The following is a 24029-nucleotide window of genomic DNA, read 5'->3' on the forward strand; positions in this document are numbered from 1 at the left end:
CGCTTTTTTTTATTGAAAAAGCGGCGCCGCTCGGCTCCCGTTCGAATCCGCCGTTTTACGGGTGGTGCTGGCCTTTTGTCCATTTTTTTGCTATTTGCTTTGTATTCGGCCAACTCGAAGGGAGAGGACAATGCGATCGGCACGTTTTGTCGTCATTTTCCTTATATTGATAATGTTGCTCGCCTGCGGCGGCCCGCCGAAACCGCATTTTACCTGGCGGGAACCGGTCGATATCAATTCAGCCTTACCGGGCAGAATCGCCCTTTTCGTCGATGCGTCCTACGTGCGCCGCACCGATGAAAAACGTCTTTACTTCTCGATCGAGGAATCCATCGACCTGGGCAAACTGATCAACGACCAGGCCGAAGCCGCGCTGACCGGCAGCAAATATTCCCTGGCCCTGCAAAAACGCTTTTTCATCGGCGCCTATCGCGAACGCGAGGCCCTGGTGGCCGACCGTCCGGGCATCGCGCTCTATCAGCGACCCGCGCCGCTGCATCAGGATCCCGAGGCCTGCCGAACCGAAAAATCGACTAACGAATTCAGGCAACTCTGGCAAATTACCCGCAGTGTCCTGATCGGCCAAACCGACAAATTTCCCGAACAACTCACCAAGGAGTTGGGCGCGCGCTATCAAATCGACACGTTGGCGATGGTCGTCGGCATCTCGCGTAAAAACGACGATACGAACCCGATGCCGCCGCCGTTCGATCCGCGTTCGGCGCTGGACGACCTGTCGGCTTCGATCCTCGCCGTCGTCATGGTTCGGGCGATCGACGGCGTGGTGGTCTATCAAGCCATGACTTCGATCCCCGGCCCGCAGCGCGACAGCACGATTCGCGGCGCGGTGGATACGGCGTTCAACGGCCTGCCGTTGCACCAGCGGCAAGTCCCCTATCCGACGCCGGTGGTCAAGCAAGCGGCGGAAAGCGGCGAAGCGACCGAACCGATGGATTCGCCGTGGCTGCAAAATCCGGAAGCCGAGAAGCCCGGTGATCAAGCGCCGGCTTTCATCACCCCGGCCGAGGGGCGTCCGGCGACGATCGTCGGCCAGGAAAAAGTTTTCTTGTTGCGCCGCCCCGGCGCGATGGGCGACCCGATCGCGACCGCCGTCCTCGGCACCAAGATCAAGGTGCTGAAAAAAGAAGTGAATTGGTATCTCGTCGCCTTGCCGGACGGCCGCAGCGGTTGGGTCTATTACAAATGGGTCGATTTTTATTGATCGTTCGCGCCGACCGAATACCCGCCTGATCGCCTCCCGCCGCCGGCCGATGAACCGGGCGGTTGTTATTCCGCGAAAATCGCCGTAATTTTCTATTGATTGAGACGGCCGCGAAAGACGAGTCCGGAGAATTGACCAGACCGTTTGCCGATAAATACGAATTCATCCGTCGCCTGGGAATCGGCGGCATGGCCGAGGTATATCTGGCGCGGCAGCACGGCGTCGCCGGCTTCGAGAAACTGGTCGCCGTCAAGCTGATCCGGCCGGATCGCGAAGGGCAAAAACAATTCGTCGAGATGTTCATCGACGAAGCACGCACCGCCGCGCAGCTCGATCATCCGAACGTCGTGCAGGTCTACGATTTCGGCAACGCCGACGGCAGTTTCTTTCTGGTGATGGAATTCGTGCACGGCTTCAGTCTGGCGCATTTGCTGGCCCTCTGCGCCGAGCGGCACCGGGAATTTCCGGTTTCGCTCAGCCTCGCGGTGATGTCCTCGCTTTGCCGCGGATTGGATTACGCCCACCGGAAGACCGATCTGAACGGACGGCCGCTCAATCTCATTCATCGCGACATCGACACCCAGAACGTTTTCGTCTCGTTCGAGGGGCAGGTAAAGCTCGGCGACTTCGGCTTGGCTAAGGCCAGCACCCGGCTGCACGAATCGACCGACGGCACCTTGAAAGGCAAAGTGAACTACCTTTCGCCGGAGATGATTCGCGGCGAACCGCTCGATCAGCGCGCCGATATTTTCGCGCTCGGGGTCGTCCTTTATCGTTTGCTGACAGGCCGCCTGCCGTTCATGGCCGACGGCGTGCCGCAAATCCTCGAAAACATCAAGCTGGGACGCTACGTCCGCGCCGGCGAGGCCAGGCCCGATCTGCCCGCAGCACTGGCGGCCATCGTCGATCGCGCCATGGCGACCGATCGCACGGCGCGATTCGGCTCGGTCGCCGAAATGCTCGCCGAATTGGAAGCCTGTCGGACGGCCGAATTGTCGGGCGACAACGCCGCCATGCTGCGCAAGTTCATCCACGCCCATTTCGCCGATCTGGCGGCGGCGCCGATCCTGCCGCCCGGCACGGACCCGCGCGAAGAGGCCGCCTTGAAAACCGTGCTGACCGGCCGCCCGGGAGAGAAAACCCGCGACCGGACGCTCGTCAAACGGCAGACCGCGGTAACCGTCGCCATCGACGACCGCAAACCCGGCCGCGCCAAACCGGTGATGCTCGGCTCGCTGCTCATCGCCCTAGTGCTGGCGGCGCTGGTTCTTTTCCAAACCTACCGCTCGCCCACGCCCGCGATCCCCGAATCGACGCCGGTGTCGTCGCCCCCGGCGCCGCCGCCCGTTCCGGCCAACGCGGAAACAACACCCGCAGCCGCGCCGCTCGCGCCCGTCGCCGCCGTCACGCCCGACGCCGCCGTTGCGGCGGGCGGTTTTCTGATCGTCGACGCCAAGCCGGCCGACGCCGAGTTGTACCTGAACGGGAAATTCCTCGGTTCGGCCGCCGTCAAGAAAAAGTGGCCCGCGCCCGCCGCCACCCCGCTGCTGATCACGGTAAAAAAGACCGGCTACCTGCCGCGCGAAAAATCCATTCAGCTCGCAGCCAACGAAACGCGGAAACTCGACTTTGAGCTGACCGCCGCGCTGGGGGTGCTCAACATCGGCGCCGACGTCGGCTGCGAAGCCACGGTGGACGGCAAGCCGGCTGGTTCGACGCCCATCGCCGCCTTGTCGATCGGCGTTGGCCCGCACCAGGTTTCCTGCGTCAATTCGGCGGTCGGCGCGACGCTCACGAAGAGCGTCACGGTCACCGGCGTGCAGACGGCCAAGGTTTCGTTCACTTTTCTGGCTTCGTTGAAAGCCGAGGTCAGCCCCTGGGCGGAAATCTACCTGGACGGCGTCAAACTCGGCACGACGCCACTGAATAAGTCGGGAATCAAACCGGGCGACCATCTGGTCCGGCTCGTCAACAACCAATTGGGCAAGGACGTATCGTACACCAAGCATTTTGAGGCGGGCGCGACGGTGACGATCGCCGAAAGCTTCGCCAAATGAGGATTTTCGCATGCGGCGCGTGATGTTTCTCTGTTGCTTGCTCGGCTGCCTGCTGGGATCGGTCGCCGTCGCGGCCGCGCAGGCGTCCGATCCGTTGGCCGAGGGCAAGGCCGCCTACGAGGCGTTGGATTTCGAAAAAGCGCTGCTCCTGTTGCAGCAGGCAGTCGGGATGCCGTCGCGTTACACGCCCGGCGAACTGGCGGAGGCGCATCGCTACCTCGCGATGACCCTCCTGGCCTACAACCGGGCCGACGAGGCGCGCGAGCAATTCGTGCAAGCCTTGCGGGCCAACCCCGACCTGGCGTTCGATCCGGATCTGACCTCGCCGAAAATTTTGCAGGCCTTCGCCGAGGCCAAACGGATTTTCGAGGAAAAATACGCCCGGCCCGCCGCCAAGAATGAACCGTTGCCGACCGGGCACACCTGGCGCTGGCCGACCGGTTGGACCCTGATCGGCATCGGCGGCGCCTGTCTGGCGACGTCCGGCGTCACCTATGGATTGGTGTGGGACACCTACGGCAAATACCAGGCCGAGGACGAGGACCAGGACAAGCTGGACCGGCTGAAAAAGCAAGGCGAAACCTACGAGGCCGTCAGCGGCGTCAGCCTCGGCGTCGGCGCCGTGCTGACCGGTCTGGGCATTTATTTCGCGGCGACCGACCACCCGCGTCCCGTTCATGAAAGTTCGCTGTGGCCGCCGCTCGTGTCGCCGCTCGGGCCCGCCGGAACGACCGGCCTGACGATGGGATGGAGGTTCCAATGAAACGAAAGGAATCGATCCTGCCGCGCGGGCGATTCATCAGCCTTTTGCTTTGCTTGCTGCTGGCGGTCGGCGGCCTGACGGGATGCCCGACGTTCGATAAAACGATCGAGGACGACGCGGACACGTCCGACGACGACAACGACGACAACGACAGCGCCGCGGACGACGACGACGACGATAACGACAACGACGACACCGCCCCCGGATTCGGCGATTACGTGCTGTGGGCGATGGGACGCGACCGGCAGACCGACGCCGGTGTGTTGCTGGTTTCCGACGGCGGATCCTGGTTCAATTATCCGCTGTCGCCCGATCTGCCGGGCGAGAACTGGAATCTGATCGCCGGCGGCGCCAGCGCCGTAGGCCGCGGAATGCTGGTCGGCAATATCGATCACGACGGATCAAGCCTCGGTTTTGGTTTGCGCGTCAAGGAAAACGCACTGACGCCCGAAGTCCCGTCGTTTCAAAGCAATGATTGGGAAGTCAGCGGCGTCTCGTTTCTGCCGTCGGGCACCGCGACTCTCGGGTGGGTCGTCGCCACCGATCTGGACGACCAGGCCGGCGCGATCTTCCGCCTGGGCACCGACGACTGGAATCAGGAGGACATCACTTTTACGGGTGAAAAATGGTCGCTCGTCGCCATTTCGATGCTCGACCAATATACCGGCTTTGCGTTCGGCTCCATCAATGTCATCGGTCAAAGCAAGACGAACGGCCTGGCGTTGCGAAAAAGCGGCAGCACCTGGGTGCGAAAAAGCCTCCTGCCCGGATTGTTGAATTCCTGGGCCCTGAAAGACGGCCAAATGGTCGACGAAACCAACGTCTGGGCGGTCGGGGCCGAGGAAAAATTGGTCGGGAAGAATACCGGCCTCGTGCTTCACGGCGACGGCGCCGACGATTGGTCGCAATTCGACGTGCCGGATATCGGCAGCCAGAATTGGCTGCTCAATTCCGTCTCATTCGTTTCCTCGATCTTCGGTTTCGCCGTCGGCGACGACCTGGACAACGACGAGGGCGTGATCCTGGTTTTCGACGGCCCGGTCGAATCCGCATCCTGGGAAAAAATGACCGTCCTGGGACTGGCCAATACCTGGTCGGCGCAACAGGTGGAAATGCGTTCGAATACCGACGGTTACCTGGTCGGGTACACCATCGATACCAAACAGGGATTGCTGCTTCACTTCAACGGCGATGCCTGGAAAGTGGTTTCGCTGGACAGCGTCTACCAATGCAGCGATTGGATGCTGTCCGGTTTCGCTTACGTGCCCTGAAAAGATCGCTTGTTTGCCACTTATTGATTTTTTATCTCAATAGCATTGACCTGATCCCCGCTCCATCCTTATCTTTCAGTTAGAGGAAGAAACGAGCGCCGCCAATGCGGCCGATCCCTCAAAACGGGAGTGAAAACCATGGCGACCTTACTGTCGAACCCAAAAATCACTCATGATTTCAGCTATATTCCAAAAAAAGATGGTCAAGCGCCGAAGCCCGACGTGAAAGCCGACGCCCTGACGATCACTTCCACGAGTCCGGCGACCGGGGAGTACCTGGGAACGGTGTCGGTGACCGCGCGCGAGGAAGCCCGCGCCGCCGTCCGCCGGGCAAGAATCGCGGCGAAAAAATGGGCGGAAACCTCGATCGAGGTGCGCGCGCAATATTTGAAGCGGGCCAACCAGTACATTTACGACCATTTCGAGCGCATCGTCGAAACCATTTCCAAGGAAAACGGTAAACCGCGGACCGAAGCCGAAATCACCGACCTGCTGCCGGTGATCTACCACAACATCTATTACGCCCGTCACGCGGAAAAACTGCTGCGCGACCGAAAAATTCCCTTGCGGTTATGGAGCTTCATCGGCAAGGCCAGCTATCAACGCTACGTGCCGTGGGGTGTTTTGGGCGTCATTTCGCCCTGGAATTATCCGTTCGGCATTCCGATGACGCAGATCGCCATGGCGTTGATCGCCGGCAATGCCGTTGTCCTCAAGCCCAGCAGTTCGACGCCGCTGACCGGCGAGATCATCCGGCAAATCTGGGAATCGACCGGCCTGCCCAAGGACGTGCTGACCGTCATTCAGGGTCCGGGGCGACTGGGCGAAGCGCTGATCGAAGAGCCGGCGGACCGGCTGATCTTTACGGGCAGCGTCGCCATCGGCCGCCACCTGGCGAAACTGGCCGCCGAAAAATTGTTGCCGATCACCCTTGAACTGGGCGGCAAGGATCCGGCGATTGTGCTGGCCGATGCCGATCTCGAGGCGGCCACCAGCGGCATTCTCTGGGGCGCGATGGCCAACGCGGGCCAGACCTGCGCCGGGATCGAGCGGGTGTACGTCGAGCGGCCGATTTACGACGAGTTCGTGCGGCGCATCACCGACAAGGCCAAGTCCCTGCGGGTCGGCGCCGACCGGGATTTCGACAGCGACCTGGGCGCGATCACCAACCGCGGCCAATTGGAAACGATCGACCGCCAGGTTCGGGAAGCTGTCGCCCAAGGCGCGAAAATCGAGACCGGCGGACGGATCGTCGAGGACTGCTGCGGCGATTTTTACGCCCCGACCATCCTCACCAACGTCCGGCACGGCATGGCGATCATCTGCGAGGAAAATTTCGGGCCCGTGCTGCCGATCATGCCGTTCGACACGATCGACGAGGCGGTCCGCCTGGCTAACGACACCCGGTTCGCCCTCTCGGCCAGCGTCTGGACAGGCAGCAACCGGCGCGGTCGCGAAATCGCCCGGCAATTGGTGGCGGGCACGGTCACCATCAACGACAGCTTGTACACCTACGCGCTGGCCGAAACGCCGTGGGGCGGCTATCGCGAATCGGGCATCGGTAAAACGCACGGCGAGGAAGGTTTGCTCGAAATGGTCCGGCCGGTGCACATCGCCTACGACCGCTTCCCGCGGATCAAAAAACCGTGGTGGTATCCGTACGACGAGAATTTTTCGGTGGCGTTCGGCGCGGCGGTGAAGGCGCTGGCGGGCAAGGATGTCGTCCGCTCGCTCTGGAAAGCGGCGGCGAACCTGAATTTCCGCGGCAAACTGTAGAACCTACGTCGGGCGGCGAAGTCATTCGCTTTGCCGCCCGACCGATAAGCGACTCCTACATCATCCCCATATGATCGTCATCATGATGGTTGACATCACAATCGCCCCAATGGTGGTGATTGCCGTTGTCGGCATCTTGCCCGTCGTCCCACCAATTGGCGCACCGATCATGGAGTTCGCCCAGAAACCCGCGCATCAAGCCGACGTGTTCGGTACGGGCCGCGGCGCAAGTTTCCAGATCGGCCGATTCGGCGCACCGTTCGTGCAGATCGTTCAAAGCCTGCCGACAGCCGTCCAGGTCCAGCCGCATTTGATGCATGCGATCGCCGTCCATCATGTGCCCGCCCCACAGGCATGAACCCTCGACGTTGCCGGTCGCACCGCCGCCGGGTTCGCAATAGGCCGATTCCTTGCATTGATCGACCATGCGGTCATAAAGGGAATCAAGCTCGTCCAGGTCGTCTCCGGCTTGGCGGTAATAGCCGTCGAACCCCGCCACCGGGCTTGTTTCAGCCCCGTATTGTGCCACTTTCTCATTCAGGCGGTTGATCGTCTGGAGGAACAATTGCTCGGTATCCGAGACGTAAACGTCCGAGCCCGAATCGGAATCCGCGGAATCGTCATCGGATGAATCGCACGCCAGAAACAGGAAGCCGGCGAGCAGCGCAAGAGAACCAGCGATAATCAGCAATCTCATTTTCCGCCCCTTTTTTATCGGCTTCATCCAATTCCTCGCCTAGAATTTAATCACGGATCCAGATTGAAAGAGGACAAATCGACGCTGCTTTTATTTACGGCCAAAGTGCGACAAAATCGGGCGAATCTGCCGAAAGGGCGACCAAAAATGAACAGGACATTCTGGCTGCTCATCCTCGCCGGCCTGCTGGTTTTTTCGTTTTCCTGCGACAGCGGCGACGATGATGACGACGATCCGGACGACAACGATGACGATGATGCGGCCGGCGACGATGATAACGACAATGACGATAGCGCCGATGACGACGATATGACCGGCGACGATGATGACGACGACAACGATGACGACAACGATGACAACGACAATGACGACAACGACGATTGGGACAACAGCCATCGGTGGGGATTCGTCGTCGTCGGCGAGGGTTTCGTTTCCTCGAACGTGATCGGGACGGACTATTACAACTACGTTTCCGCGTCGTTCTCCGATCCGGCGGAAGCCGCCGGTTGGAATCCGCCCGTCGAAAGCGCGGGCGACTGTGATCGTTACTATTACGATTACGACAACAACCCGGATTACGACTACTACAACGGCGGAACGGTCACGGTGACCGGCGCGGCCGTTTCGCCGATCCACCTGAATCCCGTCGCCTATCTTTACGGGTATTACTATCAGGCCGATTACGACTCGACCGCCGTCGGCGACCTGTTCGGCCCGGGTGACACGATTCATTACTCCACCACCGGCAACGGTTCGATCCCGGCTTTTTCCGGGCAACTCGACGCGCCGGGAACGGTCACGGTGACGCAACCGGCGAATTTCGATTCGCTGATCAGCCTGCCGACCGGCGACCTGACGCTGGCCTGGCAACCGGGCGACGGGAAGTGGGTGTCGGTCGCCATCACCACGGTGAAGAACAACCAGGCCCAATCGATCAGTTGCCTGGCCGACGACGAAGACGGGTCGCTCACCGTGCCCGCCTCGCTGATGGCTGATTTGTACGGCGATCCGCTGTCGTTTTCGGTCACCGTGACCCGCATCGCCGTGCAACGCGCTTCAGCGGGCGGCAAGGATCTCGATTTCGAGATCACGACCTATCGCGGGCGGAACTATCAAGCGACGGATCAATGAACCCGGACCGGACGATGAAAACGGCGCCAGCCGATTCGAAACGGGCCGCGCGCCGGTGGTGGCCGGCGATTGTATTCGGCTTGCTTCTGCTGGCTGCGCCGGCGCGAAGCGGTGAACTGTTCCAGACCGGTTATCGGCCGCTGGACCCGCTGGCACCACTTTCGCCCCTCCGTTCCACCCTGGCCGGCGCGCCACGTTTTCACCTTACCGTCCGCGCCGATCTGGCCGTGCAACGCAATCCCAAACATGAGCCGCTGCACGTTTATCTGCCCCTGCCCGCCGACGCGCCCTATCAACAGATTCACTGGTTCCGGTTACAACCGGAACCGGCGGAAATCCGCCAGACACGCGACGGTTATCGGATCGCGGTCTGGGACTGCGGTCGGCCGGCGCCCGGGACGGCGATCGACATCGTTTACGAAGCGGAAGCCAGCCTGGGCCGGATCGAATGGGAGATCGAGCCGAACAACGCCGGCGTACTCGGCGAAATCCCGCCGGCTATCACGCGGGAATACCTTGCGGACCGGGAATCTTACGCTCTGCAAAATCCGCTGGTGATTCAGGCGGCTCGGGAAGCGGCCGGCGACAACCAGAACCCGCTGGCGATCTTGCGCGGTGTCGTCCGGACCGTAAAGAAGCGGCTTTCCTACCGGCTCGACAACGTGAAAAACGACGCCGGCGCGACTCTGGCCCAGGGCCATGGATCCTGCACCGAGTATGCTTTCGCGATGATCGCCCTGGCCCGCCGCAGCGGCTTGCCGGCCCGTTACGTCGCCGGCCTTCACGCGCGCCCGGTCGTTCCCGCCGCCGCCAAACTGCATAAGGCGAACCACAAAATCGTCGAATTCTATCTGCCGCGCTACGGCTGGCTGCCCGTCGACACCACCAAAGCTTCGCTGAAATTCGACGACCCGAAGGGAAAAATCACCGGCCGGATCGATCGGACGATGATCTATTTCACGCACGAGCCCGAGGCCGACGCCGCGCCGCTCGATCCCCGCGTCCATCTGTTCACCGCCACCTCGGGCGAACCCGATTCCGCTTTACTAATTAAAAAGCGCTCGACCGTTACCTGGGAAAAGAAGTAAATTTTCAAATCCCCAGTTGTTTCCCTAACCGGCGTCGAGTTTTTTGTTTTTCTTGCCTAACGAAAAAAACCGCGATACGATGAATCATCGTTTTTTCTGGCAAATTGATGGCCAACAGGCATTTTTTCGCTGACGGGAGGCGCGTCATGATCGTCACCGGCGTCGAAATTTTCGTCAAAAGCGAGTTCGTCGAGCTGTTTATCGCCGCCACGCGCGCCAACCACGAAGGCGCGATCGCGGAACCCGGCAACCTGCGGTTCGACGTGCTGCAGGCCAAGGACGATCCCACGCGCTTTTTCCTTTACGAAGCCTACGAATCCGAAGCGGCGGCAAAGGCACACAAGGAAACGCCGCATTATCTGAAATGGCGAGACACCGTGGCCGACTGGATGGCGCAACCGCGGGTCGGCACGCCCTATCGCGTGCTGTTCCCACCCGACGCAAGTCACTGGTAGCGCCGCCCGACGGTCCGCGCGGCAACCGGGGAGGACGCGATGCGGATCGAGTTGGATGCAAGCGGTTCGGTCGAGGGATTGGGGCAACTGATCCAAACGGTCGCGGCCGATCCTCGCACCCAGGGTTTGCTCATTCTGGCCGGCGACGATAATCAATTTACGCCGGAACAGGTCGACCCGTTGCTGCTCCAGACGACCTTGCCGTTGTTCGGCGGCGTTTTTCCGGGCATCATCTACGGCCGCAACAAGCTGATGCGGGGAACCATCGTCGCCGGGCTGCCCAAGCCGCCGAAGGTGCACGTGATCGCCGGCCTGAGCGACATGGACACCAACTACGACGACCTGATCGACGAGCGAATCCGCGAGATCGATAAAACACGGACGATGTTCGTCTTCGTCGACGGTCTGGCCCGCCGCATCAGCGCCCTGATCGACGGCCTCTTCAACGTCTTTGGCCTGGAATTCAATTACCTGGGCGGCGGCGCCGGCTCGCTCAGCCTGAAGCAAAAACCCTGCCTGTTCACCAATCGCGGCCTGCTGGCCGATTGCGCCGTGCTGGCCCTGTCGGAACTGGAGAGCGGCATCGGCGTCGCCCACGGCTGGCGGGCGATCGGCGGCCCGTTTTCGGTCACCGAGTCGGACCGCAACATCATCCGCTCGCTCGATTGGCGCCCGGCGTTCGACATCTACAAAGACCTGGTTGAAAAAAGTGCGCGGGTGAAAATCACCGACGTCAACTTTTTCGACATCGCCAAGTACCACCCCTTTGGCATCAGCAAGATCGGCACGGAGCGCGTGATCCGCGACCCGCTGCGCAAATTGGAGGACGGTTCGCTGGTTTGCGTCGGCGAGGTGCCGCCGCAAGCCCTGGTCGACGTCATGACCGGCGACGTCAACAGCCTGGTGGACGCGGCGGGAATGGCCCTGAACCTGAGCCTGGATTCCTACCGGGGCCCGGAAGCCGCCGAACGCACCGTGCTGTTCATCGACTGCATTTCCCGCGTGCTGTGCATGCAAAACGAATTCGAGCAGGAGTTGGAAGCCGTCCACCTGCGCGATACGCCGATGATCGGCGCGCTGACGATCGGTGAAATCGCCAACAGCGGCAAGGACTATCTGGAATTCTACAACAAGACGGCCGTGATCGGCGTGCTGGAGAGTTGATGGAACGCTTCGCCAAACAGATCCGCAGTTTGCTGTACGAAGTGGCGATGAACACCGGTACCAGCCTGAGCCTGCGGCCAATGCTGCGGCAAAGCCTGTCCACGCTGATGCGCAAACTGAATTGCTCGGCCGGCTGCATCTACCGCTTCCGGCCGGAAACGCCGCCGAGCGCCGCCGAAATGGTTTTTTCGATTCCGCGAAAAATCAGCCACCAGCGCGCCCTGGAAGCCGCCGAAAGCCTGATCCCCTCGCTGCCCGTCGGTTCCACCGAGCCGCTGGTCGGCAGTGTGGGCGACGAAGCCTTTTTCTATCTCCTACCCCTGCCCGCGTTCGGCTTGATGGTATTGTTGAAAAACGGCGACCCCCTTCATCCGTTGATTCTGAAAGCGATCGCGCCGCTGCTGGAGCGTCTGGCCGAGGCCGCGCAAGCTTGCCTGCAAAGCGAGGGCCTGCGACAGGCGCACGACGAACTCGAATTGCGCGTCGCCGAGCGGACGGCCGAACTGGCGCGGATCAACGAGGAACTGCGCCACGAAATTTCCGAACGCCGCCGGGTGGAAGCGGAAATCATTCAGGCCAAACAGCAGGCCGAGACCTCGAATCGGGCGAAGAGCGAATTTCTGGCCAACATGAGCCACGAACTGCGAACGCCACTCAACGCGATCATCGGTTTTTCGGAAATCCTCGAACTGCAGATGATCGGCGGCCTCAACGACAAACAACAATCCTACATCCACAACATCGTCCTCAGCGGACGCCACTTGCTGCAACTGATCGACGACATTCTCGATCTTTCGAAGGTCGAGGCCGGCCGCATGATTTTGGATTACGCCGAATTGAATCCGCGCCAGACGCTGGAAACCTGTCTGGAACTCGTCGGCGAAAAAGCCGCCGAGCACCGGCTGCGACTGTCGCTCGAAGTGGCGGCCGAGCTGGCGGATCACCCGTTCCGCGCCGATGAACGAAAATTCAAGCAAATCCTGTTCAACCTGCTGTCCAATGCCATCAAATTCACCCCCGAAGGCGGCGCAATCGTCGTCCGGGCTTTTCGCGAACCGGACCGGACCGTCTTCGAGGTGTCCGACAACGGCATCGGCATCGCGCCGGCCGACCAGGAACGGATCTTCCGCGAATTCGAACAGGTCGATTCGTCAGCCGCCAAAAAAACGCCCGGCACCGGATTGGGCCTGGCGCTGACGAAAAAGTTGGTCGAATTGCACGGCGGCCGGATCACCGTGCACAGCGAGGGCGACAACCGCGGCAGCCGGTTCACCTTCTTCCTGCCGGATCGGAGCACAGAGCCGGCGGCGGCGCCGGCCGCGGCCATTCCGCTGCCGCCACCCACCGGCCTGCCGGGACAACCGCTGGTGCTGGTCGTGGAAGACGATCCGCAAACCTGCCACCTGCTCGTGCACTATTTGCAAGAGGGCGGATACGCCACCGCGTGTGCAATTCAGGGCGACGAAGTCTTGCCCCTGGCCCGGCGCCTGCGGCCCGCCGCCATCACCCTCGACATGCGTCTGCCGAAAAAGAACGGCATGAACGTTCTCGAGGAATTGAAGGCGCACCCCGAAACGAAAAACATCCCGGTGCTCATCGTTTCGGTGGCCGAAAAGGAACAACGCGCCATTCAACTGGGGGCGATCGAGTGGCTGGTGAAGCCGATTCGGAAGGAACAATTGCTGGCGCTGCTGGATCAATTCGGCCGCCAGGAGCACCTCGCCATCCGCGGTATTTTATTGATCAGCGACGATCCGACGGCCGCCGCCTTGTTGGCCGAGAGCCTGATCGCCCGCGAATACCGGGTCTGGACCGCGCAGGATCTCGTCGGCGGACGCGAAGTGGCGCGGCGGACGCGCCCCGATCTGATCCTGTTCGATCTCGCGACGCCGATCATGACCAGCCTGGAAGCAGTCGAGCAGCTTCGCGCGATCCCGGAGACGAAAGGCATTCCGACAGTCATTTTCACGGCCCACTCGCTGACGGAGGAAAAGAAAAAATTTCTTTCCATGCTGTCGGAAAGCATCGTGCCGCACGCCGACGGCGTGCCGCTGCTGAAAAAACTGGCGGATTTGTCCAAGCCCGGGTGAACTCAACAACCGCAAGCGTCGTCGTCTGCACCGGCTGAAGACTTCTGCGCGGGCGACGATGTGTCGTCATCATCGGCCTGGGTGTCGTCATCGTCGTCCGGCGTGTCGTCATCGGAGGTATCGTTGTCGTCGTCATCGTCCGCGCCGGAATCATCATCGTCGTCGGTGGCGGCCTCGACGGTGAACGCCCCGGCCAACGAGGCTTGCTGGCCCAGCGAACCTACCAGCACCAGATCGTAAACGCCGGCCGGAATCGTCGCGGGTAACTGGGCTGTCGCCTCGGCGGCGGAAAGCACCGTCACTTGTTCGAGCGAAATCAAATCGCCGCCGGCTACCGTGAAATAGGCCTGCACATCGGCTTCGAAACCTTGACCAGAAATGCTCACCGCCGTTGCGGCCGAACCCGCTGCCGGCTCGATTTTTTCCGGGGTCGGCACGCAAGTCCGCCAGAGTTGCACGGTGCGCGATCCGTCCGGTTCGTCCGAACGGCAGCCGCCCGCCAGCACCACCCCGTACCCCGGCAAATACGCGGCGGCGGGAGCCACCAGCGCCCGAGCGATCTGCGTTCCCGTATCGCTCCATTGAGCGGAAAAATAATTTTCGTCGCCGCTTTGGAGTTCCTGCCAGCCATTGCCGCCCGCCGTCAGCCAAAGCAACTCGCCGGCCGCGATCAACGCCGGCCGGTTGCGCCCCAGCGGCGAATCGACGATTTCGTACGTGTCGGCTTGCGGATCGTAAGCGAAGGTCGACGAATCCTGCATCCACCCGCCGGTGAGGTAAATCGATCCCTGCAGCGTCGCGGCGGCGCCGTAGACCTTCCCGGCGGGCAACGGCGCGATCGCCGTCCATTGATCGGCACCGGGGTCGTACACATAGGCGGCGGTCACCGCGGTCAAGCCATCGGAAGTGCCGCCGAAACAATAGAGGCGCCACTCATGCTCGGCGCACATCACTCCGGCGATCGGGATCGGATAGGGAGTCACGATTTCCCACTCGTCCGCGTCCACCGCATAACGAAAAACGGTCGAGACGATTCCGTCATTGAACCCCCCGACCGAAAAAAGGTGGTCCTCGACCGCGGCGTTGCCGAAATCGCTTTTCGCAAAAGGCAGGTCGGCGCACCAGGACCAGGTTGCGAGATCCGGATCGAAGACCTGGCAGTCCGAACGATAGGTTGGCTCCGCGTTATCCACTCCGCCGAAAAGGTAAAATTTCCCCTCCGCCACCGCACCGCCGGCTCCGTATCGTTCGTTGGTGAATGAGGGCCAGTCGGATTGCCAGCCGATCGTGCAGAAATCGGCACTCGCCGCCGTCGGACCGCCGAAACGGAAGCACGCCAGGAACAGCGCGATCCCGATGATTGCGGCGAAACGGCGATCGGTCATGGGTTCCCCTTTTCAGGAAGATCTGGTGAACGGTTTTTACCATAATGTGAATAACCTGAACAAGAAGGAACTCGGGGGCGGCCAATGGCGCCGAAAAAAGGCAACCCCGTTCGGGTTGCCTTATCGGTTTCGCGAAGCGCGCTTCGGCGCATCAAAGAGGCGTGAAAACGATGTCGAAGGAAGTACGCAGTTTGATTTCCAAATCCGGGTCCAGGCTCTCGATGCCGTGCGTCGGGACATTCAGCCGCAGGCAGAAGGCGAAGGGCGCGTCGAAATCGAGCATCTGCTCGCCCAACTTCTCCTGGCCCTTGGGCGAGAAATCGGCGTTCGCCCAATCGCTGACGTTCGTGCCGGCCGGGATGTCGACCGAAGCGACCAGATCGCTGTTGGCCAGCGAATCCGGCTCGACGATTCGCCACATCAGGGAGTCGATTCCCAGGTCATCGAGATTGACCCCACCGCGCAAGCCCATCGCCGGCGGCAGGGTCTCCACCATGAACAGGTCCAACGTGCCGCCCTGGCTGATGTTGTCCCGAATCTTGGATTGGATGTTCTTGACGTTGATTTCGCTGATGTTGCCTTTCACCGTTTCCCACATATCGGCGTAGTCGGTGACCGACATCAAATCGTTGATGCTTAACGCCTCGGCATAGCAGACGGCCGTCAAGGAATAATCCTGATAGGCCAGGGCGAAAAGCGGCGTCCAATCCTCGGTGATATCCAAGGTGAACGATTCCGTTTTTTTCGTCTTATCATTGATTTCGTCCTTGATCGTATCGCAAGCCGCGAGGCTTAAAAATAAAACGACCGCCCAAATCAACCAAGCTCGATGGATCGGGGATTTCATCAAATCCTCCCTCGGTTAAATCGTTGATGCCGACCCGCCGCTTAATAATAAAGCGAACCAGGGCTTCTGGCTAGGGGTTTTCCGCGGCGGACGCAAAACCCGGCTTTCAGCTTGCGAAAACCGGACAAAGGCGGAAGAATTTTTCCGTGGGAGCTGTTTTTCATCGACTTGTTATGAGAATTTACCGAATAAACCTGAGTAACACCTGGGGATAAACATGAAGGTCGACTACGTCAATCCTTTCCTGAACGGGATTCTCAACGTGCTCGCCACCATGGCGATGATCGAGGCGGTTCCCGGCAAGCCCTACTTGAAAACCGGCGAAACCGCCAAAGGCGAGGTGACGGGATTGATCGGTCTGGCCAGTCCGGAATTGAAAGGATCGTTGGCGATCAATTTCACCAAGGGCGCGATCCTGAGAATCGCCGAGGCGATGCTCGGCGAGCATTTGACCGAAATCGATGCTACCGCCCTGGATGTCGCGGGCGAAATCACCAACATGGTTACCGGCGGCGCCAAACGCGAATTGTCCGAAAAAGGCTACAAGTTCGACATGGCCCTGCCGACCATCGTCAACGGCATCGAACACTGCATTTCGCACGGCACCAAGGCGCCGACGATCGTCGTCCCTTTCACGATCGAAAGCGCGGGCGAATTCTACGTCGAGGTCAGTTTCGAGGAGCGCTGACCCGCGCTCAATCGACGGTCACCGTCCCCGCTAAAAACGTATCGCGGATCCACAAATTGCCGGCGGTCGAGTCATAGAACCAACCGCTCGCCGCGGCGTCCCATTCGACATAGCTGGCGTATTCCGTCAACGCGCCGGCTGGTCCGGTGACGGTGCTCGGCGCGCCGCCGTCGTAAGTCGCCGGCACCGCCCGCAGCGAATAGGTCCGCGCCAGGGGCGCGCCCGAAACTGTCAGCGTGAATCCGCCGCCGCTCTGCGCCAGGGCGAACGCGGTATCGTCTTCCAGGGTGAACGAGGAATTGCCGTACGGATACAGTTCCACCCACAATAGGTCGGCGACATCGGTGTGATCGATCACCTCCGGATTGTCGGTCGGCCAGAGCGTTTCCACCGACGGATCGAGCAAGGGGATGATCGCGCCGGCCTTGGCATAGACCGGGATATCTTCTTGCGGCACGTCGCGGGTGAAATTGTCGGGGCCGTCGTAGACCTCGTTGGTCCAGTAATCCACCCAGCGGTCGGCGGGCAGGTAAATGTCGCGCTCGAACTGATCGTGCAGATAAACCGGCTCGACCAGCAGCCAGTCGCCCAGGAGGTAATCCCAGTTGCGGTCGTAGGTGATCGTGTCGTCCAGGTAAACCAGCGGCAGCATGCGCATGATCGGGTGGCCGGTCAGCGTCGCCTCGCGGGCGTAGGCTTTCATGTACGGGAACAGCCGGGTGTGGATGACGGCGTAGCGACGGTAAACGTCTTCCATCGGCGCCGCGTAATGTTCCCATACTTCCTGCGCGCCGTTCTTCGGGCTCTCGAAAATCGGCCGAAACGCCGAATGCGCCGTCCATCGCATCAACAGTTGCGGATCGTCGGCGTCGTAACTGGCGAAGCCGCCGTCATTGGAACCGTAGTAGGGGAAGCCCGCCGTGCCCAGCGTCAGACCGCCGATGATATCGGCCGGCAAACCCAGGGCGAAGCTCCAATCGGATTCCATATCGCCCGGCCAAAAATAATTGATGTGGGTCTGCTCGCCCCAGACGGCGGTGCGCACCGTGCAAACGCCCAGCCCGCCGTTGTATTCCTGGGCCAGTTCCCAAAAGAGCTGGTGGTAGGCCCATTTGTACTCGTACTGTTCGGTCATGGCGTCGCCGAAATCGCCCAGGTTGAACGCATTGGCCGGCCACAAGCCCAGCGTATCGGCGCCGATGTACTCGCCGCCGTCCATCTTGAACCCTTGAACACCCATGTTCATCACGTTGCGCACCAAGTCCTGGTACCAGGTGTAGGCATTCGGGTTGAGGAAATTGACCATGGCGCCGTTGTCGTGCCACCAGGGGTATTCGTAGAGCAGGCCGAGGATGGACACCAGGTAGCCGTTATCCTTGGCGAAATTGAATTGCGCCGAGTTGTCCTCGATCATTCCCGGCACTTCCACCGGCGAAACGCGGTTCACGAACTCCGCCGTCCAGAGATAAAACGCGTATCCCTGATCGTGAACGTAGTCGATGACCGCCTGGGCGTCGCTGAACTGGCAACCGGAGGGGCATTCGTTGAAGACGAACGTGCTGTATGAGGTTTGCCAGGGCGCGTCGACCATGATCGAGGAGGTCGGAATGCCGTGCTCGCGCAAAGCGTCGGCATCGGCATAGACCTCGCTCTCCGAATTGTTCACGTTCCGCCAATGCAGGTGCCCGAACAGGTAATCGGGGTTCATCGGCGGACGGCCCGTCACGCCGGTGTAATTCTCGATGATGTCCAGCGGCGCCGGCCCCCAAAAAACGTGCGTCGTCAGTCGGTCGGTGTAGTATTTATAGCCGTAAGCGTCGTCGCGGGTGTAACCCATGTCGAAATAGCCCCGCCCCTTGTCTTCCACAAACAAGCCGTACCCGCGCGAGGAAAAATAGAACGGCATCGGCGCATGATTCTGAATCTGGTCCGTCAGGTCGACGCCCAGACCGACGAACATCGTGCGAATTTTACCCCGTTGATCGATGTCGTCGTATTGCAGGCCCAGGCCGAAGAAGTGCTCGTCGGCGTCCAGCCGGTAACCGCCGGAGTAGTATTTGACCTCCTCTACTCCCGTCGCCGTCGTCGAAAAAACGAGGTGATTATCGGCGGCTTTTTCGAAAATCAGCGTTAGCCCCGCCTCGCGATTCCGCTCCTGCGTATTGACGGCCCGCACGTTGACGGTCCAGGTATCGCCGTCCTGCGACCAATCGAGCACTTCGGCGGCGTAATACCAGTTGTCGCCGAAATTCCCGGCCTGAAAACCGTGCGGCAGAAATGGCATGGGCGAGAGGTTCAGCGCTTTTTCCGGCTCGTTGGTCGCCAGCAAGGTCTGGCTGTCCGGACCGAGGATTTCGAGATAGTAGGGATTCAAGCGGATGTGCACGGACATTTGGCCGGCCGGGATCGTCAACCACTCCGGAGTGGTGTCGTCGTTGTCGTCGTTGTCATCGTTGTCATTGTCATCGTTGTCGTCGTTGTTGTCGTCGTTGTCGTCGTTGTCGTTGTCGTCATCGTCGGTCGGCGCATTGCCGGAATCATCATCGTCGTCATCCGACCCGCAGGAAACCAACAGGAAACCGAACGAGATCAGCAGGATCACGATCAACAACCGAAACGATTTCATCTTCCCCTCCCGAAGCGGATTTTTCATTTTCTGGGAAACCGGCCGACCGCCGAGATCGGTGGAAACAAAACATAGCACGATACTTCGCTCTTTTCGAGACAAGTCGCGCGGCCGGCGGCTGACGGTAACCGCGCCGGAAGCGCCCGGATCGCGGAAAAATGACCGCGCGCCTTGCGCGAGCGGGCCAAGTCTACCAGAATGGTTCGACGCACATCATCCGAAAGAGGGAACAACGATGACCCAAATCAAATTGGCTCCCGCTCCCGAAATGCTCATCGGACCCGAAGGTAAACCCCGGTACGGCAATTTCGCCGGCTCGATCCGCACCCTGAACCTCGACGACTTCGATTACCGATCCCTCCGCCGTCCGCCCTGGACCTGGACCCGGGACCTGGCGCGCCAGTTGCTTAAACGGTGGCAATTCGTGGGCGTGGTCGACGAGCACTTCGTTTTTGGCGCGGCCGTCGTTCACGTGAATTACCTCGGCACCGGTTTTACCTACCTTTACGACCGCCGGACCAAGACGATCGTTCACGAAGAAATCAAAACGCCGCTGGCTGTGCGTACCTGTTTCTCGCCGACCGCGGTGGACGGAGTGAGCGAAATCCGCCAGGGCGCGAAGTCGATTTTCATGGACAACACGGTGCGCGACGGGCGACGCGAGGCCGCCGTGGATTTTGGCGACAAGCTCTCGGCGAAGGTCGCTTATCGTGAAAACGGCACCGGCGTGACTTCCGTGATCCGGCAATCGCTCTATGGGTTCAACCATACCTACAAAGCGGCCGGATTGCCGGCTTTGGGGAGCTTTAAATTCAACGGTCAAGAATACCAGTTTTCCGATCGGGCGCTGGCGCTGATCGACTGGACCGTCGGCACCCCGCCGCGGGAAACGATCTGGAACTGGGCGGCCGCCATGGGCCGGGATAAGAAAGGCCGGATCCTCGGGCTGAATTTCGGTTCCGGCTTGAACGAATACGGCTTCACCGAAAATACGGTTTGGCTGGACGGCAAGCCGTTCATGTTTGCCGGGATTTCCTTCGAATACGACTCTTTCGACATTATGACCCCTTGGCGGCTCCTGAGCACCTTCGACGATGCGGTGGATCTGAACTTTCGCCCGGAGCACGAACGCTTCGAGCAGATCTACGCCGGCATCGCCTCCAGCCGTCTGCATCAACCGTTCGGTTTGTTCAACGGCCGCCTGGCACTGGGGTCCGAAAAGTTGAATGTCGAAATGTACGGATTCTGCGAAGAGCACTACGCCAAATGGTGAGTTTCGTTATCCGTAAGTATCAATAAAATACCCTTCCAAAGATTGCGTTGAATCATCACTTTTTACCCTTGCAAAGATATAGGAACGGTATTATACATTTCTTTGTAGTCGGGGAGGCACAATTAGCCGATTTGATAGACAATACAGGATTGGGCAATGAATATGGGTTGGCTTATTAAAAAAGGGGCGAACAAGAAAGAAACGACTTCGGCCAGGCAAAAAATGATTGTCTGCCCTGTATGCAAGGGTCACCGCGTTATTCGCACTCAACCCCAAGAAGTGTTGCCATGGGATCGCGTCATGAGCGCCGGGAATCATCGCGTCGCCATGGTGGAAACCACTTGTTGGGCTTGCCACGGCGAAGGCCGTGTACCGGCGAATCAGGGCGATTACGTCAACGATCGTTTCAGTCGATAATCATTTCCGCTTAGTCGAATTCCTTCAAACTGAAACCCTAAATGGACGCGCGGTTATCGCAAATGGAATGCGTTTATTCCGTCGACAAGAAGTATTCTGAAGTCGATAAAATGCCTCCGGAACCGAGCCCGTGACCGTGCGCGAAGTCTACTGGAAGGCTGGAATCTTTCTCAAACCGAAGGTAGATTCAGTCCGGCGCAGACAGAAAACAAACCGGAGAAAACCATCGTGCCGAACGACACCACCAAGCGCTATGCGCTCGAAGACGACCGCATCCTGCCGACCGACGAATTGAAAAAAATCATCAAATTGGAATTGTCCAAGTGGCTTTCGTCGGACAAGGACGCCGACCTGCCGATGCTGCCACACATCGCCGCGCAAGCCGTCGTCCTGATGAACAATCCGCAATCGTCGATCACCGAGGTCGCCCAGTTGCTCGAACAGGACCAGGTTCTCGCGGCGCAGGTGATCAAACTGGCCAACAGCCCCTTCTATCGCTCGATCAAGGACGTGACGACGCTGTCCCGCGCCATCCTGGTCATCGGCCTGCGCAGCGTGCTCGATCTGATTTTCTCGATTTCCCTGCAAGGCAAAGTGTTTCGCCATCCGCGTTATTCGGCGCGGATGTCCGCTTTGTGGCGGCATTCGATGGGCGCCGCCTACATCTGCCGCGAGATCGCCAAAGGGATCAACGCCAACGTGGACATCGCCTTTTTATTCGGCCTGCTCCACGACATCGGCAAACCCCTGATCATCGACACCCTCACCAAGCTCAGCCAGAAAAATCCCGATCAGATCTCGCTGAAGCTGATCGACGACACACTGCTCGATGAGATTTTGGATGAATTTCACTGTTCGGTCGGCGGCTTGATCGCCCGGAAGTGGGGCTTCCCCGACAAACTCCGGATGGCGATCGTCTATCACCACGACCCGCTGGCCGACGGGAAGGTGCACAAGGGTGCTCTGGTGACGGGCCTGGCGGATCTCTTCTGCCATCGGTTCGGCATCGGCGTGCCGCCGGTCGACCGCGATTTCTCCGATCATCCCTGGTTGCAACCGCTCGGGATCGATTTCGCCACGTACCTGGCGCTCGACGAGCAATTGCGCGACGAAACGCAGGCCTTTCTCGAACAGTTTTCGTTCTAGCGCGCCACGGACCGCGTTTTTTTCGCTCTCCTTCTTGATTCGTCCATCGCTTGTCGGCAAATTAACGCCAACCGGAGGGACGAATGCCCGCGACCGTGTCGATCCGCCGTTGCGCGAACTACCAATCGGAGGCGATCCAGCAAGCCGTGGGCGAAGCCGTCGCCGCGGTCGTCGATCTGCGCGCGCTCGTCGAAAACAAAGCGGTGCTGATCAAGGTCAACCTGCTGTTCAACGCCCCGCCCCCGCGGGCCGTCTGCACTCATCCGGAGGTCGTGCGCGCCCTCATCCGGCTCGCCAGGGAAGCCGGCGCCGCGGACGTCGCCGTCGGCGACATGCCCGCCATGCACCTGACCGACCAGCCGGAAATTGCTTTTCGGGAAAGCGGCATCGAGGCGGTTTGCCGGGAAGAAGGCGTCCGGATGTGTCCCTTCAGCCAGAACGGTTACCGCGAGGTTCCAGTGCCGAACTCTCGGCAACTGCCGACGGTCATCGCCGCCAAGGACGTGCTGGACGCCCCGGTGGTCATCAACGCGCCCAAGTTGAAATCGCACACCCAGGCGCTTTACACCGGCGCGATCAAAAACTGGTTCGGCGTCGTCGCCAACGCCACCCGGAAGGCCAGCCACGAATTGGCGGGGTTGGAGCCGTATTCGGGAAGCCTGGTCGACATTTTCAGCGTGCGGCCGCCCGATCTGACCGTGATGGACGCCGTGGTCGGCATGGAAGGCCGCGGCCCCAGCGAAGGCAAGCCGAGACATCTTGGGCTGATCCTGGCTTCGCGCGACGCGGTGGCGCTGGACACCGTGGCGCTGGAATGCGTCGATTACACCCGCCTGAACGTGCCGCACGTACGCCTGGCCGGTCAGGCGGGTCTGGGCGAGGCCGACCTGGCGCGCATCGCGATCGACGGGCCGCCGCTGCGCGAGGTGACGGTATCGTTCGCCCTGCCGCCGAAGGCCTTCGGACAGCCGCCCCGGTTCATGATCCATTTCGCGTTTCTGCTCTGGCATATCCGGCCGAAGATGCATACCGACCTTTGCCAGCGCTGCGGCGCCTGCGTCCGTCAATGTCCGGTCGGGGCCATCGAGATCGGCCGGAAAAACGCGCGGATCGACCGGAAAAAATGCATCGAGTGTTTCTGCTGCCACGAAGTCTGCCCCCACAACGCCATCGGCGAGGACATGACTGTCGCCTACCGGATTCACCGCTGGTTCCATCAATGGCACACCGACCGGCGGCGTCTCCAGGGGTGATTTGCGGCCGTTTTCCTTCCGTTATTGCGCCCTTAAATTCCCCGGAATCGCCCTTGCAATATTAAATGGAAAGTGGTATGGGATTGGCACAATTTGTCTGCGTCGAAAGCGGGCAGCCCTTCAGGCACCCGCTTTTTTACTGGGGGGGCCTGTCGTTCCCCCGGAGAAGAAAGGAACCGGATCGATGGCGTGGACCTTCATCCGCGAGACGCCGCTGTCGCGGCGCATCGCCGAACTGGCGGCACCCGTTTGCACGCACTGCGGCGTGGATCTCTATTTCGTGGAGATCGTCGAGGGACGCCGGCGTTCCGTCGTGCGCGTGGCGATCGACGCCATCGGCGGCGTGGATATCGAGGACTGCGCCAAGGTCAGCCGTCAGCTTTCGGCGGTATTGGACGTGGAGAATCCGATTCAGGGTTCGTTCGTGCTCGAAGTGTCGAGCCCCGGCCTGGATCGGCCGTTGCGCCATCTGGACGACATGCGGCAGTACGTCGGCCAGAAGGTGAAAGTGGAAACCAAGCAGCCGGTCGAAGGCCGGAAGCGTTTTTCGGGAAAATTGATCGCAGTGGACGAGGAAGCGATGCAGGTGGAAATCGACGGCCGGCAGTATCGCGTGCCGGCGGCGGCGGTGCGCAAGGCGAACCTCGTCTATGACTTTGGGACTACCGGGAAGTAAAGGA

Annotated in this window: 19 protein-coding genes and 1 pseudogene; 16 read left to right on the top strand and 4 right to left on the bottom strand. The window is 60.4% G+C overall.

The genetic code is table 11. From position 1 onward, the window contains the following. The first annotated feature begins 130 nt into the window (after positions 1–130). From GX444_12945 to GX444_12965, 5 genes are all read left to right on the top strand, one after another. Positions 131–1222 (top strand): SH3 domain-containing protein, encoded by a 1092-nt coding sequence (locus GX444_12945; protein ID NLH49488.1) that lies wholly within the window; start codon positions 131–133, stop codon positions 1220–1222. Positions 1223–1353: 131 nt separating this feature from the next. Further along, positions 1354–3279: a protein kinase gene (locus GX444_12950; protein ID NLH49489.1), complete on the top strand. Its 1926-nt coding sequence runs from the start codon at positions 1354–1356 to the stop codon at positions 3277–3279. A gap of 10 nt (positions 3280–3289) precedes the next feature. Beyond that, positions 3290–4042 (top strand): tetratricopeptide repeat protein, encoded by a 753-nt coding sequence (locus tag GX444_12955; protein NLH49490.1) that lies wholly within the window; start codon positions 3290–3292, stop codon positions 4040–4042. After that, positions 4039–5313, top strand: a complete 1275-nt coding sequence (locus GX444_12960; protein ID NLH49491.1) for a hypothetical protein — start codon at positions 4039–4041, stop codon at positions 5311–5313. Before GX444_12955 ends, GX444_12960 begins: the two co-directional genes overlap by 4 nt. Before the next feature lie 222 nt (positions 5314–5535). Beyond that, positions 5536–7089 carry an aldehyde dehydrogenase family protein gene (locus tag GX444_12965; protein NLH49492.1) on the top strand — a complete coding sequence of 518 codons (1554 nt, stop codon included), beginning with the start codon at positions 5536–5538 and terminating at the stop codon, positions 7087–7089. 55 nt (positions 7090–7144) lie between these two features. On the opposite strand, the gene GX444_12970 is transcribed toward GX444_12965, so the two are convergent. Then, positions 7145–7786 carry a hypothetical protein gene (locus tag GX444_12970; GenBank protein NLH49493.1) on the bottom strand — a complete coding sequence of 214 codons (642 nt, stop codon included), beginning with the start codon at positions 7784–7786 and terminating at the stop codon, positions 7145–7147. A 210-nt stretch (positions 7787–7996) separates the two neighbouring features. Here GX444_12970 and GX444_12975 point away from each other — a divergent pair. The 5 genes and pseudogenes from GX444_12975 (at position 7997) to GX444_12995 (ending at position 13714) form a co-directional block, all read left to right on the top strand. After that, positions 7997–8167 (top strand): annotated as a pseudogene (locus tag GX444_12975) (ATPase). 764 nt (positions 8168–8931) lie between these two features. Then, positions 8932–10005 (top strand): transglutaminase domain-containing protein, encoded by a 1074-nt coding sequence (locus tag GX444_12980; GenBank protein NLH49494.1) that lies wholly within the window; start codon positions 8932–8934, stop codon positions 10003–10005. 146 nt (positions 10006–10151) lie between these two features. Continuing rightward, positions 10152–10460: an antibiotic biosynthesis monooxygenase gene (locus GX444_12985; protein NLH49495.1), complete on the top strand. Its 309-nt coding sequence runs from the start codon at positions 10152–10154 to the stop codon at positions 10458–10460. Between the two features lie 39 nt (positions 10461–10499). Next, positions 10500–11624: a histidine kinase gene (locus GX444_12990; protein NLH49496.1), complete on the top strand. Its 1125-nt coding sequence runs from the start codon at positions 10500–10502 to the stop codon at positions 11622–11624. After that, positions 11624–13714 carry a response regulator gene (locus GX444_12995; GenBank protein NLH49497.1) on the top strand — a complete coding sequence of 697 codons (2091 nt, stop codon included), beginning with the start codon at positions 11624–11626 and terminating at the stop codon, positions 13712–13714. Before GX444_12990 ends, GX444_12995 begins: the two co-directional genes overlap by 1 nt. A gap of 2 nt (positions 13715–13716) precedes the next feature. Here GX444_12995 and GX444_13000 read toward each other — a convergent pair whose 3' ends face one another. Together GX444_13000 and GX444_13005 are read right to left on the bottom strand one after the other, a co-directional pair. Next, positions 13717–15099 (bottom strand): hypothetical protein, encoded by a 1383-nt coding sequence (locus GX444_13000; protein ID NLH49498.1) that lies wholly within the window; start codon positions 15097–15099, stop codon positions 13717–13719. A 151-nt stretch (positions 15100–15250) separates the two neighbouring features. Beyond that, a complete protein-coding gene (locus tag GX444_13005; protein NLH49499.1) occupies positions 15251–15946 on the bottom strand; it encodes a hypothetical protein in 696 nt (231 codons plus the stop codon). A 217-nt stretch (positions 15947–16163) separates the two neighbouring features. Here GX444_13005 and GX444_13010 point away from each other — a divergent pair, with 217 nt between their 5' ends. Beyond that, complete coding sequence (locus GX444_13010) at positions 16164–16634, top strand: chemotaxis protein CheX (protein NLH49500.1); 471 nt, start codon at positions 16164–16166, stop codon at positions 16632–16634. 7 nt (positions 16635–16641) lie between these two features. On the opposite strand, the gene GX444_13015 is transcribed toward GX444_13010, so the two are convergent. Beyond that, positions 16642–19260, bottom strand: coding sequence for a glycoside hydrolase family 31 protein (locus GX444_13015; GenBank protein ID NLH49501.1), 2619 nt, complete (start codon positions 19258–19260; stop codon positions 16642–16644). A gap of 235 nt (positions 19261–19495) precedes the next feature. On the opposite strand from GX444_13015, the gene GX444_13020 reads away from it, so the two are divergent. The 5 genes from GX444_13020 (at position 19496) to GX444_13040 (ending at position 24025) form a co-directional block, all read left to right on the top strand. Further along, positions 19496–20533, top strand: coding sequence for a DUF2804 domain-containing protein (locus GX444_13020; GenBank protein ID NLH49502.1), 1038 nt, complete (start codon positions 19496–19498; stop codon positions 20531–20533). A gap of 156 nt (positions 20534–20689) precedes the next feature. Then, entirely contained in the window at positions 20690–20950 is a 261-nt protein-coding gene (locus tag GX444_13025) for a hypothetical protein (GenBank protein ID NLH49503.1), read from the top strand. Positions 20951–21178: 228 nt separating this feature from the next. Continuing rightward, positions 21179–22096: an HDOD domain-containing protein gene (locus GX444_13030; GenBank protein ID NLH49504.1), complete on the top strand. Its 918-nt coding sequence runs from the start codon at positions 21179–21181 to the stop codon at positions 22094–22096. Positions 22097–22179: 83 nt separating this feature from the next. Further along, positions 22180–23349: a DUF362 domain-containing protein gene (locus GX444_13035; GenBank protein ID NLH49505.1), complete on the top strand. Its 1170-nt coding sequence runs from the start codon at positions 22180–22182 to the stop codon at positions 23347–23349. 184 nt (positions 23350–23533) lie between these two features. After that, positions 23534–24025 (top strand): ribosome maturation factor RimP, encoded by a 492-nt coding sequence (locus GX444_13040; GenBank protein NLH49506.1) that lies wholly within the window; start codon positions 23534–23536, stop codon positions 24023–24025. The last annotated feature ends 4 nt before the right edge of the window (positions 24026–24029 follow it).

The sequence above is a fragment of the Myxococcales bacterium genome (assembly GCA_012517325.1).
Lineage (GTDB): Bacteria > Lernaellota > Lernaellaia > Lernaellales > Lernaellaceae > JAAYVF01.

What these genes read in the sequence shown, in the direction of transcription:
- GX444_12945 (NLH49488.1), top strand. Translation starts at nt 131, where the DNA reads ATGCGATCGGCACGTTTTGTCGTCATTTTCCTTATATTGATAATGTTG.
- GX444_12955 (NLH49490.1), top strand. Translation starts at nt 3,290, where the DNA reads ATGCGGCGCGTGATGTTTCTCTGTTGCTTGCTCGGCTGCCTGCTGGGA.
- GX444_13010 (NLH49500.1), top strand. Translation starts at nt 16,164, where the DNA reads ATGAAGGTCGACTACGTCAATCCTTTCCTGAACGGGATTCTCAACGTG.
- GX444_13015 (NLH49501.1), bottom strand. Translation starts at nt 19,260, where the DNA reads ATGAAATCGTTTCGGTTGTTGATCGTGATCCTGCTGATCTCGTTCGGT.
- GX444_12970 (NLH49493.1), bottom strand. Translation starts at nt 7,786, where the DNA reads ATGAGATTGCTGATTATCGCTGGTTCTCTTGCGCTGCTCGCCGGCTTC.
- GX444_13035 (NLH49505.1), top strand. Translation starts at nt 22,180, where the DNA reads ATGCCCGCGACCGTGTCGATCCGCCGTTGCGCGAACTACCAATCGGAG.
- GX444_13025 (NLH49503.1), top strand. Translation starts at nt 20,690, where the DNA reads ATGAATATGGGTTGGCTTATTAAAAAAGGGGCGAACAAGAAAGAAACG.
- GX444_12990 (NLH49496.1), top strand. Translation starts at nt 10,500, where the DNA reads ATGCGGATCGAGTTGGATGCAAGCGGTTCGGTCGAGGGATTGGGGCAA.
- GX444_13040 (NLH49506.1), top strand. Translation starts at nt 23,534, where the DNA reads ATGGCGTGGACCTTCATCCGCGAGACGCCGCTGTCGCGGCGCATCGCC.
- GX444_12985 (NLH49495.1), top strand. Translation starts at nt 10,152, where the DNA reads ATGATCGTCACCGGCGTCGAAATTTTCGTCAAAAGCGAGTTCGTCGAG.
- GX444_13020 (NLH49502.1), top strand. Translation starts at nt 19,496, where the DNA reads ATGACCCAAATCAAATTGGCTCCCGCTCCCGAAATGCTCATCGGACCC.
- GX444_12995 (NLH49497.1), top strand. Translation starts at nt 11,624, where the DNA reads ATGGAACGCTTCGCCAAACAGATCCGCAGTTTGCTGTACGAAGTGGCG.
- GX444_13005 (NLH49499.1), bottom strand. Translation starts at nt 15,946, where the DNA reads ATGAAATCCCCGATCCATCGAGCTTGGTTGATTTGGGCGGTCGTTTTA.
- GX444_12960 (NLH49491.1), top strand. Translation starts at nt 4,039, where the DNA reads ATGAAACGAAAGGAATCGATCCTGCCGCGCGGGCGATTCATCAGCCTT.
- GX444_12980 (NLH49494.1), top strand. Translation starts at nt 8,932, where the DNA reads ATGAAAACGGCGCCAGCCGATTCGAAACGGGCCGCGCGCCGGTGGTGG.
- GX444_13000 (NLH49498.1), bottom strand. Translation starts at nt 15,099, where the DNA reads ATGACCGATCGCCGTTTCGCCGCAATCATCGGGATCGCGCTGTTCCTG.